Source organism: Lentzea sp. (genome assembly GCF_035525475.1).
In the GTDB taxonomy this organism is placed as follows: Bacteria; Actinomycetota; Actinomycetes; order Mycobacteriales; family Pseudonocardiaceae; genus Lentzea.
In genome coordinates this window covers 1-12,348 of the sequence record NZ_DATLEC010000141.1, presented here as the reverse complement: position 1 = coordinate 12,348, position 12,348 = coordinate 1, and the positions used below count along the sequence as shown (strand labels likewise).

Annotated in this window: 7 protein-coding genes; 4 read left to right on the top strand and 3 right to left on the bottom strand. The window is 68.0% G+C overall.

Going from position 1 to position 12,348, the window contains the following annotated elements:
- Positions 1-1,271 precede the first annotated feature (1,271 nt).
- Positions 1,272-1,898 (top strand): helix-turn-helix domain-containing protein, encoded by a 627-nt coding sequence (locus VM306_RS23520; protein ID WP_325518644.1) that lies wholly within the window; start codon positions 1,272-1,274, stop codon positions 1,896-1,898.
- A gap of 3 nt (positions 1,899-1,901) precedes the next feature.
- Positions 1,902-4,010 carry an ATP-binding protein gene (locus VM306_RS23515; protein WP_325518642.1) on the top strand — a complete coding sequence of 703 codons (2,109 nt, stop codon included), beginning with the start codon at positions 1,902-1,904 and terminating at the stop codon, positions 4,008-4,010.
- Here VM306_RS23515 and VM306_RS23510 read toward each other — a convergent pair.
- Positions 3,954-4,301 (bottom strand): hypothetical protein, encoded by a 348-nt coding sequence (locus tag VM306_RS23510; protein ID WP_325518640.1) that lies wholly within the window; start codon positions 4,299-4,301, stop codon positions 3,954-3,956. The two genes, VM306_RS23515 and VM306_RS23510, sit on opposite strands and share 57 nt — an antisense overlap.
- The gene (locus VM306_RS23505) at positions 4,298-5,461 is read right to left on the bottom strand and encodes a hypothetical protein (protein WP_325518638.1); all 1,164 of its coding nucleotides are present in this window, start codon (positions 5,459-5,461) and stop codon (positions 4,298-4,300) included. The genes VM306_RS23510 and VM306_RS23505 overlap by 4 nt, the downstream gene beginning before the upstream one ends.
- Positions 5,462-5,642: 181 nt before the next feature.
- Between VM306_RS23505 and VM306_RS23500 the strand changes: the two genes are divergently transcribed.
- Positions 5,643-8,594 (top strand): AfsR/SARP family transcriptional regulator, encoded by a 2,952-nt coding sequence (locus tag VM306_RS23500; protein WP_325518636.1) that lies wholly within the window; start codon positions 5,643-5,645, stop codon positions 8,592-8,594.
- 355 nt (positions 8,595-8,949) lie between these two features.
- On the top strand, positions 8,950-12,111 hold the full coding sequence (ileS, locus tag VM306_RS23495; protein WP_325518634.1) for an isoleucine--tRNA ligase: 3,162 nt from the start codon (positions 8,950-8,952) through the stop codon (positions 12,109-12,111).
- A 96-nt stretch (positions 12,112-12,207) separates the two neighbouring features.
- Here ileS and VM306_RS23490 read toward each other — a convergent pair.
- Positions 12,208-12,348, bottom strand: a 141-nt coding sequence (locus VM306_RS23490; protein ID WP_325518552.1) for a fasciclin domain-containing protein, incomplete at its 5' end; no start/stop codon positions are given.

Here is a 12,348-nt window from a genome sequence, read left to right as displayed (position 1 = left end):
AGGACATTGCCAAAGCCAAAGAGAAACGTCAGCCCTACGACCGCCGACATGATCACGGTGACCGCCCGGGATACGTCCTGCAACATCCCCGAATGCGAGCCCGGGACGGGCCCGAGCGCATTGACCTGCGGCGACACTGGCCGACATCGATCAACAGGCTGAAGCTCCACATCGTGGACCTGAAGTGCAGAAACGGCACTCGGCGACATCACACGACACCACCACCGAGGCTCACCCGAGGACTCTTAATCAGCGGGTCCGGGGTTCGAGTCCCTGGCGGCGTACACCGGAGAAGCAGGTCGAGATTCGTCTCGGCCTGCTTTTTCGCTTTTGCCGCACTTGCCGCTGCTCCGGTCTCCGGCGCAGGACGGCGAGGAGCCGGTGAAGCCGGCCACGATCATCACAGATCAGCTCGCTGCGCCGGCGCACCCCACGCGCTGCCGCAACCAACTGTCCAACGAGGACGGCTTCACCGAGCGGTCCGGTCGCGAGGTTCAGTCACCCCCGGCCGAGCCGGATGATCGACTCGTGGGAGGATCTCTCCAACACATCATCTGGAGGACCTTGCTGTGATGCCCGCAACGATCAACTTTTACTTGACCCACGCGGCCGAGTTCTGGTGCCAGTGGATTGGCTACAGCTACTAGTCATCGTCCAACTCGGCAGGTCTTGTCGTTGATGGACGGTCCTACCTGGACCGTCCTTTCTCACAGCTCTTCACACCAGAGGACGCGTGGCGGTGCCCGCGGTTCCCTCGAGGTTCTTCCCTGATCATCAGGGCCTCGAGACCTGCGAGGAGCCAGCGCCGACACCATCACAAGGCGCGGGGAACGCTGGCGCGACATGCGGCGCCCGCTTCGGCCATGGCGTCGTTCTCCGCTCCAACGGTGTGGAGTTCCGGCGCGCAGCCGGTGATCATATTCGACGACCGATCACCGGCCGCGCTGCCCGTTCACTATTTCGGGTGAGCGCACCCCGATGACGGTTAGCACGATAGCTGAGCAGCGAACTTCAGCCGCCTCGATCAGCGTTAATACAATGACATTGCGCTTAACTATTACCTCATCGGGTGATACGCGCCTTTCTAAAACGCGTTTGCTATCGTCGCCGCCACAAAGGCTCTGTTCACTCTTCCATTCGTCATGCCGGGTCAGGCCGACTGCGACCGTTCGGCACAGCGGGGGTCGAGCCGGCTCCAAGATCGAGTAACGGAATGGCGCATGCGAACGACTTCTTTTCACGCGGAGTGTGACCGGCAACATGGGGGAGTCATGCCAGCGGACAAGGAATTGTCAGGCCAGCAAGGCGGAACCGCTGAACCGGTCGGCGAACTCGCCGCCTACAGACCGGCACTCGGTCAGCGACTGACCGAGCTGCGGGAGAAGTGCGGCTATTCACGCGAGGAGGCCGCCGGACTGATCGGCGTAACCTCCGACACCCTGCGGCTCTACGAAGAAGCGACCTGGCGGCCGTCCATGCGGCGCCTGGTGCGGATTTTCACCCTGTACAAGGCAGATCCGCTGAAGATTCTCCAAGACATCGCCCAGGGCGTGCGCTCGAGAAAGGAGCGGCTGTTTCCGCCGGAAGTCGAGGCATTGCTCTACTTTTGTGGCGTAACACCGGAGCAGTTCGTCGACCGCGCGGATCCCGCCGTGGAACCCGAACCTGATCCAATGCTTGACGAAGCACCACTCGGCGAGGTGTTGAAGTATCGGAGGGATGACGATCCGATGCGTGTCCAGGGGGGCCTGATGCTGAGGCGGGAGTACGAGGCAGGTGCCAGCATCCGCGCGTTGAGCAGCAAGCACCAACTGTCGTTCGGAACCATACGGACACTGCTGGTCGAGGCCAACACCCGGTTGCGCGGACCCGGCAGTCCTCATCACGGGACAGCCTGAGCCGTGGCGGACCAGGCCGGAGCGATCAGGAACCAGGTGTCGGGGTCGATCACCGGCACGAGCGTCCAGGCCGGAGTCGTCCAGGGCGGGGTGCACATCCACCAGGGCGACGTCACGCCGGTCCCGCGCCAGCTGCCCTCTCCGCCGCGGAGCTTCACCGGGCGGAATGCCGAGCTCGAACTGCTGCAGGCGATTCCGCACACCGGGCAGTCCGCGAAGGTCGTCGTCCTCAGCGGGCCTGGAGGTGTCGGCAAGACCGCTCTGTCGCTGCGGTGGGCCGCGTCGCTGCGGGAGGACTTCCCGGACGGACAGCTCTTCGTGGACCTGAACGGTTTCAGCTCCACAGCTCCCACAGATCCCGGCGAAGCTCTCGGGTCGTTCCTTCGCGCACTGGGCACCGCCCCCGAGCGGGTACCGGTGCACCTGGCCGAGCAGATCTCGCTCTACCGGTCGCTCACCGCGGGCAAGGCGCTGCTCGTCGTGCTCGACAACGCGTTGTCCGCCGCGCAGGCGCGCGTGCTCGTCCCACCGTCGCCGTCGAGCCTCGTGGTCGTCACCAGCAGGAGCAAACTGGTCGGTCTTGTCGGCGACGGTGCGCATCTGGTCGAGGTGGGCCCGCTGTCGGCGGCCTCCGCGTACAAGATGTTCGCCGGTGCCGTCGGTGACGAACGCGTGGCGAGAGAACGGGATCACGCGAAGAACCTCGTGGCGCTCTGCGACGGGCTGCCCATAGCCATCCGCGTCGCGGCGGCACGGTTGCTGCTGCGCTCCAGGTGGTCCGTGCGCCGCATCCACGACGAGCTCCTCGACGAGCGGTCGAGGCTCGTGAACCTGTCACCCTCGGGAGAGCTGTCGGTGAAAGCCACCTTCGACTTGTCGTACCGCATGCTGGACCCCGCGGCGGCCACCGCGTACCGGCGGCTGAGCCTGCACCCCGGCGGCGACTTCGGCCCAGAGCTCGTGTCCGCAGTGCTGGCCGACTCGTCGCGAACGGATTCGCTGCTGGAGTTCCTGGTGGACGCGAACCTGCTGGAAGAGCACGCGGAGGACAGATATCGCTATCTCGACCTCCTGCGCTTGCACGCGGCACAGCGGTTCGAATCCGACGACCCCCGGGAGGAACGCCTCGCCGCGCTCCAGCGCATCGCCGAGTGGTACCTGGCTGCGGCGATGCACGCCGACGAGGTGCTGACGCCCTACCGCAGGAGACTTCCGTACGCGTTCTCGTCCTCACCCCTCTCGGTGCCGTCGTTCGGCGACAGGGACGACGCTCTCGGGTGGTTGGAGCGCGAGCGCGTGAACCTCGTCGGTGCGGGACGTGCGGCGTTCGAGCACGGCTTCGCCGAACTCGCCTGGCACCTGTCCGACGTCCTGTGGCCGCTGTTCCTGCTTCGAAAGCACTACCGGGACCGGATGGAGGTCGACGAACGGGGTGTGGCCGCCGCGCGTCAGTGGGGCGACGAGTTCGCTCTGGCCGACATGCTCAAGCGGCTTGGACGGGCGTCCACCATCGCACGCGACTTCGAAGCGGCCGAACGACACCTGGCCGAGTCGATGGAGCTGTGGACGCGCATGGGCGACGAGCGCGGCGTCTGCGATGCCAGGGAGTACCTCGCCCTGCTGTACCGGGAGACCGGGCGCGAGGAAGAGGCCTTGGCCCAGTTCGAACTCCTCGTCGAAGCCACGACCGCGATGGGGATGACAAGGGCGGCCGGCCTCAACCTGATCAACCTCGGCCGGGTTCTGGTGGACCTCGATCGCGCGGCGGAGGCTGTGCCGCGCCTCGTCCTCGCCGAGGGGATCTTCCGCGAGCTCGGAGCGACAGATCCGTACAACCACGCACGCGCTGTCGTCGCTCTTGCTGCCGCGGAGCACCGCACCGGTGCTCTCGCGGCCGCTGACGAACGTGCGAGGAAGGGACTCGGCCTCATGGAGGCGCTCGGTTCGGACCACGGACGAGCCGAGGCGCTCCACGTGCTCGGCGAGGTGGCGTACGGGTTGAACCGTGCCACGGAGGCGCGTGAACACCTCCTTGCGGCAGAGGGGATATTCCGGTCACTCGGTTCTCCCCAGGCTCAGGCCGTCCGTGAACGGCTGGCCGAGTTGGAATGACCGGGGCAGCGGGACGCGTGGACGGGTGACCCACCACAGGTAGACGTCCTCGACCAGGTGCGGCCTTCGTGCGGCCGTGAACAGGTACCGCTCCCGCGTCACGAATGCGATCTGGTCGGGCGGAAGAGCCACCGCGACCATCGTCAGACCGGGCAACGCGGAGAGGAGGTCGCTCGCACCGGCGAGTCCGGCGTCAGCGGTCGTGGCGGACGTGCGAATCACGTCCGCCACCGAACAGGCGCAGGGCAGGGCGGCGCCGCGCACGGTCACCACCAGGGGATCGAGTTTCACGATCGGCACCAGTTCTGGGGAACGGAAACGGCGGCGAGCGCGCGATGCGCGCCCGGTTCGGCGAGGCCGAGCAACCGGTAGCAGGACTGACGCAAGTTACCGGCCGCACGCCCCGGACGCGAGGTGACGATCGGGGCCACCTCACCGGCGATGTCGAAGCGCCCGGTCAGCTGTTCGGCGAGTGGGAGATCGGTGCGCAGCCTCGGCGCGAGGTCTCGCAACCGGGCGTGCGGCGCGTTCCCGGCGATCGCCGACAGCAGCGGTGTCTCCACCAGCAGCACTGACTTGCCGATGGCCGCCGCGTAGGCCGTCGTGGAGCCGAGGTCGCCGATGACGTGGTCCGCTGCCACGAGCGCCGCCCTCCAGTCGAGCTCAGGGGCGAACAGCCTGAGTCCCGCGTCGACGCAGTCCGCGAGCCAGGCCTTGACCTGCCGCGGTCCGTGACCGAACCAGACGCCGGGATGCGCGAGTGCGGCCAGCTGGAACCTGTCGGCGGGAAGCTCGTCGAGCAACCGGGGAACGAGGTCGAGGTGCGTCCCGAAGAGAGAGCCGGCGCCCCAGGTCGACGTCACCACCACCAGTTCCTGCTCGGGCGCCACATCGAGCGCTTCGCGATAGGCAGCTCGGGCCGGCAGGCTGGCGACCAGGCGGTCGTAGCAGAGGTCGCCGATCACCTCGGCCACGTCGACCGCCTCAGGGCACTGCTCACGCAGCAGGTCGAGCTGGTTGTCGTGGGACAGCACGACCATGCTCACGGTCGGTTTCCCGTTGTGCAGCAGGCGTTGGGTGTCGAGCCCGTACGGTCTCAACTCGCCGGTCGCACTTCGATGGCCCTTCGCGTACCCGGCTCCGTGCGGCATGACGACGACTGGTGCGTGCACCCGGTGCAGCGAGCCGAACGCGGCCGCGAGCGCCAGGTCGAACCGCTCCCGCGTCGCCTGCTCCCACGGCAGGACCACACCTCCGACAGCGCGCAGGAGGTCCTCCACCCCGTTGCCGAACACGTCCGGCGCCTGGGTGAAGACCACCTGCACCCGATGGTCGTTCTCCAGCAGCTCCACCGCCTCCAGCACCCTCTCGCAACTCGTGACCGTGTGAGCGACGGCGAGCACGGTGCGGCAGCCGCGCCGGGTCACCCACTGGTGAGCATCGATGCCCACAGGAACGTCAAGCCATCCGGATGCGCTCATGAACCGACCCACTTTCCAATACGACGGGAAAAGTGACAGGATCGTTCGAGCATCCGGGTGCACTTTGCCAATGGACTTGCAGTTCGCTTGCAAAATGGTCACTGGGAGCTGCCGGCCAACGTTACGGTGACACACAGGGAGGGGTGGCCCTGTGAAACTCACGATCCTGGGAGAGACGACGCTGCGAGTGGGGACGGCGTTCATACCGCTGGGCGCCAGGAAACAACGCGCGATGCTGGCACTGTTGCTGCTGAACGTGAAGCGGCCTGTGCCGGTGGACACTTTGATCCAGGTGTTGTGGCCAGGCAAGGCTCGTGACCAGGTGCGCGGCACCATGCAGGCTCAGGTGAGCCGAATCAGGAGAGTTTTCAAGGAATCCGGAATCAAGCGCAACATCGTCATCAAAGACGGTGATGCGTACCGGCTCGATCTCGACCATGACCTGGTCGACTACCACCATTTCCGCAGAATCGCGGATTCCGGCCGGGCCGCGAGTGCCATTGGTGATCATTCCACCGCCAAGGCCCGCCTGACCGAGGCGATCGATCTCTGGTCAGGAGTTCCGCTCGCGGACGTCGAAGGTGATTGGGCCGAACACCGGCGCGACTCCATGGAGAGCAACGACCTGCTGCACGCATACCAGGCGCTGTTCCAAGCAGGAATCCATCTGCGCGAGTACGGCGAGGTCCTGCGAGAGCTGGTACCGCTCATGGAGAGGTACCCGCTGGACGGCACGCTCGCCCTGCAGCGGATGAAAGCGCTTGACGGACTGGGCGACCGGCACGGGGCAACGGCGTTCTACTCGCAGTACCGCCAGGAGCACAGCCGTGAGTTCGGCTTGGAGCCCTCGGCCGAGATCACCCAGTTCTACCTGGGTCTACTCGACCAACGGGCCGGCACCGCGCGGCCCGCACCCGATGTCCTCCCGCTCGTGCACACCTTCCCGCGAGCCTCGTACGGCCGCTTCGCCGGCCGGGGCGACCTGATCGCCAGGCTCGACGGGTTCCTCAGGCTGCGGGAACACGGCAGCACACCGGTGGTCGCGTTGCACGGGATGCCCGGCGTGGGGAAGACCCAGCTCGCGATCCACTGGGCACACCGGCACCGGGCGGCTTTCCCCGACGGGAGGGTGCTGCTGGACATGCGGGGCTACGGCCGGGAGGAACCGCTGACCGCCGACAACGCGATCTCCCTGCTGCTCGACCAGCTGGGCGTGCCCACGGAGCAGATCCCCGCGGAACCGGAGCGCAGGCCCATGCTGCTCAGCCGCGTACTGGTTGGTCGCGACGTGCTGCTGGTGATCGACAACGTGCGCGACTCCGAACAGGTGCGCCCGCTGGTCGCCGCCATCCCCGACTCCTTCGTCCTGCTCACCAGCCGCGACCGCCTGCGCGGCCTCGCGATCAGGGAAGGTGTTTACCCGGTCGCCGTACCGGAGCTGACCTCGTCCGAGTCCGTCGAGCTGCTGCGTTCGACGATCGACGACGCGCGGGCATCCGACGACGAGTCGGGACTGCTGGGAATCGCCGCGCTGTCCGGGGGGCTCCCGCTGGCCCTGAAGATCATCGGCCAGCACGTGGCGGACCGGCCGATGGAGACGCTGGGAGAGCTCACCGAGCAGCTCATGGCACAGCGCGACCTCTTCGCGGTGCACGACGAGGACGACGAGCTGCTCAGCCTGCCCGCGGTGTTCTCGTGGAGCTACCAGGCGCTGGCACCGGACACAGCACGGGTGTTCCGCTTCCTCGGCCTGCATCCCGGTACGCGCGTGAGCAGCCACACCACCGCGGCGCTCGCGAACATCACGCCCGAGGAGGCGACCAAGCACCTCAACCTGCTGGTCAGGGTGCACCTGCTCGACCCGGACGTGGCGAACCGCTACCGGCTGCACGACCTGCTGCACGAGTACGCCGGCGACTGCGTCCGCCAGGCCGACCTCTCGGCGGACCGGCGGGACGCGATCGAGCGGCTGCTGACGTGGTACGTCGAAACCAGCTGTGCGGCGAGCATGCGGTTGTCTCCGCAGAGCTCCCCGGTTCCTCCGCTGGAGAACACCGGTGTCCTGCGCCCGCTGTCCTTCACGACGGACAAGGCCGCGCTCGACTGGTGCGTGTACGAGCGCGGAAACCTGGTGGCCGCGACGAGGCTGGCCGCGACGACGAGGGGTATGCACGAGCACGCCTGGAGGCTCCCCGCTGCTCTGCGGGAGGTCTTCGAGAGATCGGCGTACCGCCCCGAGAGGACGGGGTTCCGCGACGAGAAGTCCGGATACCGCGACGACATGGTGACTTGCCACGAACTCGTGCTCGAGTCCGCGGCGAAGAGCGCACTGCCGGAAGCGGAGATGGGGACGCGGAACAACCTCGGTCTGATGTACCTCAGCGTCGGCCGGCTCGACGACGCGTACCGGCAGTTCCGGGCCAGCCTGGACAGGTCGCGGGAAGTCGGGCACGAACCCTGCGAGGCCGCTGTGCTGCACAACCTCGGCACCATCCACTTCGAACGCGGCAACGACCACGAGGCGTTGCGCCACCACCAGGGGTCTCTGGCGATCAACAGACGGCTCGGTGCACGCGAAGGTGAGGCATTCGCCTTCCACCGGATCGGCATGGCACACCACAGGCTGGGCAACCTCGACGATGCCAGGTCCGCGTACCTGGAGGCCCTGCGGATACGGCTGGACATCAACCACGTGCGTGGTCGGGGCTCGACGTTGACGGCTCTCGCGGCTCTGCACCAGGAACTGGGCGAACCCGACACCGCACTGGGGTTCTGCCTGCAGGCCCTGCGAGCGCATGAGACTTCCGGTGATCAGGTGGAGACGTGCCACGCACTCGCCGTGCGCGCCGCAATCGAGTTCGACCTCGGTGAGTTCGAGGCGGCGCGCGAGCACGCCGAGCAGGCCATGTCACTGGCCGACGAAGTGCGTGACGCGCTCACTCAAGTGAAGGCCAGGCATCTGCTGGGGCATCTGCACATCGTGGCCGGACAACCCCGGGACGCGGTCGCGTTGTGGCGACAGGCGCTTGCCGTCGTTCCCCAGCCCGATGGTCTGCTCGCGGCCACCATTCGCGCTCATCTGGACAGTTCCGACGTGCGGTGAAATCCAGCGGACAACGAGCCGCGTTCACTTGCCGCACACGGTTCCCGCGATTTCGGGCTGATCGCCGTTCCCCGGTCGTCCGCTGAGGCCGACACCGTTTCCAGTGGCCGATGGCCCAGCGCTACACTCGGCCGCAACAGCGTCGATCCGGCCATCACCGGGGAGCTTCCGGAAGAACGGGCGGTCACCCGCCTCAGTAGAACCGGACGGTGCCGCACGTCACGCGGTGTGAATGAGTGGTGCCCGGTTCCTCGGGCGCAAGCGGGGTGGTACCGCGGAGTCCGGACCGGTGTCCGGGCCTTCGTCCCCGCGAGCGGCTACGCCGCACTTCACAGTGCGATGGAACGAGGAGCACATGGCGGAGACCATGTCCCAGCACCCGCTCGGCCGTTCCCCCTTCGCCACCTTGCCCGGCAAGGTGGACTTCGGGGCCCTGGACCGGCGCATCACGGCGTGGTGGCAGGAGAAGGACGTTTTCGCGCGGAGTCTGGAACAGACCGCGCAGGGGCCGGCGTGGGTGTTCTACGAGGGTCCGCCCACCGCGAACGGCCATCCGGGGACGCACCACGTCGAGGCGCGGGTGTTCAAGGACGTGTTCCCCCGCTACCGCACGATGAAGGGGTACTCGGTTCCCCGGCGCGCGGGCTGGGACTGCCACGGCCTGCCGGTCGAGCTCGCGGTGGAGAAGGAGCTCGGGATCACCGGCAAGCCGGAGATCGAGAAGTTCGGGGTCGCCGAGTTCAACGCCCGGTGCCGGGAGTCCGTGCTGCGCCACGTCGGCGAGTTCGCAGAGCTCACGGAGCGCATGGGCTACTGGATCGACCTGGAGAACCCCTACGAGACGATGTCGCCGGAGTACGTCGACAGCGTGTGGTGGTCGCTCAAGCGCATCCACGAGGGCGGCCGGCTGGTCGAGGACTTCCGGGTCGCGCCGTACTGCCCCCGTGACGGCACGACCCTGTCCGACCACGAGGTCGCGCAGGGCTACGAGACGGTGACCGACCCGTCGGTGTACGTGCGCATGCCGCTGGTCGAGCCGCTGGCGGGTCACTCCGGCGTCGACCTGCTCGTGTGGACGACGACGCCGTGGACGCTCGTCTCCAACACGGCGGTCGCGGTGAACCCCGAGGTCACCTACGTGGTGGCGCGGACGGACGAGGGCACCTTCGTCGTCGCCGAGCCGCTGCTGGGCGCCGTTCTCGGCGAGAACGCCGAGGTGCTGGCCTCGCTGCGGGGCACGGAGCTGGCGACGCTGCGGTACCGCCGTCCGTTCGACCTGGTCGAGATCCCCGACGCCCACTTCGTCGTGCTGGCCGACTACGTGACCGTCGCCGACGGCACGGGCCTGGTGCACCAGGCGCCCGCGTTCGGCGCGGAGGACCTCGCGGTGTGCAGGGCGAACGGGCTGCCGCTGGTCAACCCCGTCGGGCCGGACGGCCGCTTCCTGGAAGACGTGCCGATGGTCGGCGGCGTCTTCTTCAAGGACGCCGACCCCGTCCTGGTCGAGGACCTGACCGCGCGCGGGCTGCTGTTCCGCTACCAGCGCTTCGAGCACTCCTACCCGCACTGCTGGCGGTGCCACACGCCGCTGATGTACTACGCGCAGCCGTCCTGGTACATCCGCACGACCGCGGTGCGCGACGAGCTGATGCGGGAGAACGAGAAGACCAACTGGTTCCCCGAGCACATCAAGCACGGCCGGTACGGCGACTGGCTGAACAACAACGTCGACTGGGCGTTGTCGCGCTCCCGCTACTGGGGCACTCCGCTGCCGCTGTGGCGTTGCGCGGACGGGCACGTGACGGCCATCGGCTCCCGCAAGGAGCTGGGCGAGCTCGCCGGGGCGGACCTGTCCGGCCTCGACCCGCACCGCCCGTACATCGACGCCATCACGTTCGCCTGCCCCGACTGCGGCAAGACCTCGTCGAGGGTGCCGGAGGTGATCGACGCCTGGTACGACTCGGGCGCGATGCCGTTCGCCGCGCTCGGGTACCCGCACGTGCCCGGCAGCGAGGAGGCCTTCGCGGCCACGTTCCCCGCGCAGTACATCTGCGAGGCGATCGACCAGACCCGCGGCTGGTTCTACACGCTGATGGCCGTGAACACCCTGGTGTTCGACCAGTCGCCGTACGAGAACGTGGTGTGCCTCGGCCACATCATGGCCGAGGACGGCCGCAAGATGAGCAAGCACCTCGGCAACATCCTGGCGCCCATCCCGCTGATGGACGCCCACGGTGCCGACGCGCTCCGCTGGTTCATGGCGTGCTCGGGCTCGCCCTGGGCGCCGCGCCGGATCGGCCCCGGCCCGCTCGACGAGATCGTCCGGAAGGTCCTGCTGACCTACTGGAACACCGCGTCGTTCTTCGCCCTCTACGCCGCCCAGCAGGAATGGCGCCCGGAGGCCGCGCAGCCCGCGGCCGAGCGCCCCGTGCTGGACCGCTGGGTCCTGAGCGAGCTGAACGCGCTGGTCGCCGCCGTCGACGAGCGCATGGAGAACTACGACACCGCGAAGGCCGGCCGGCTGCTCGCCGACTTCGTGGACGACCTGTCCAACTGGTACGTCCGCCGGTCCCGCACCCGGTTCTGGCAGGGCGAGCCGAACGCCCTCGTGACGCTGTACGAGTGCCTCGAGGTGCTGACCAGGCTGCTGGCGCCGCTCATGCCGTTCGTCACGGAGGAGGTGTGGCAGCTGGTCGTCCGCCCCGGCAACCCGGACGCGACCGAGTCGGTGCACCTGGCGACGTGGCCGGTGGCCGACACCGCGCTGATCGACGCCAAGCTGGCCGCCGAGGTGAGCACGGCTCGTGCGCTCGCCGAGGCCGGCCGTGCCGCGCGCAAGGCCAGCAAGGTGCGCATCCGGCAGCCGTTGCAGCGGGCGCTCGTCGGTCTGCCGGCCGGGGAGACCCTGTCGCAGGACCTGCTCGACGACATCGCCGACGAGCTGAACCTCAAGGCGCTGCAGCCGTTCGACGCCGACAGCCACGTGATCGACGTGGTCGTGAAGCCGAACTTCCGCGAGCTGGGCAAGCGCTTCGCGAAGCAGACCCCGCTGGTGGCCAAGGCGATCACCGCCGAGGACCCCAGGAAGGTCGTGGAGTCGCTGCGGGAGAAGGGATCCGCGACGGTGGCGCTGGCCGACGGCGAGGCGACCATCGGACCGGACGACGTGGTCGTCTCCGAGGTCCCGCGCAGCGGCTGGGTCGTCGAGTCCCAGCGGGGCGTGACGATCGCGCTCGACGTCGAGGTCTCCCCCGAGCTGGCGTCGGAGGGCACCGCGCGCGACCTGGTCCGCGTGGTGCAGGTGGCACGCCGCGACGCCGGCTTCGAGATCTCCGACCGGATCGACCTGGTGATCGCCGCGGGCCCGGAGGTGCGGGCGAGCGTGGCCGAGCACGAGGCCTTCATCGCGCAGGAGACCCTGGCGGTGTCGGTCGCGCTGGCCGACTCGCTGCCGGACGGCTCCGCCGGGACCGCCGGTGACGGCTGGGACGTCGCGGTGCGGGTCACCAAGGCCTGACCCGCACGAGAAAGGCGGGGCTGACCTGGGTCAGCCCCGCCTTTCGTGATCACCGCAAAGGAATTCCGAACATCTGTTTCTTCACGGCTGTCGACGTCAGGCAGGCATCAGCACCGAGTCGATCAGGTACACGGTGGCGTTGGCGGTCTTCACGCCGCCGCAGATGACGTTGGCGTCGTTGACCTTCAGCGCGTTGCCGGAGCCGCTCACCTTGACCACGCCGGTCTCGACGGACTT

What these genes read in the sequence shown, in the direction of transcription:
- VM306_RS23520 (WP_325518644.1), top strand. Translation starts at nt 1,272, where the DNA reads ATGCCAGCGGACAAGGAATTGTCAGGCCAGCAAGGCGGAACCGCTGAA.
- ileS (WP_325518634.1), top strand. Translation starts at nt 8,950, where the DNA reads ATGGCGGAGACCATGTCCCAGCACCCGCTCGGCCGTTCCCCCTTCGCC.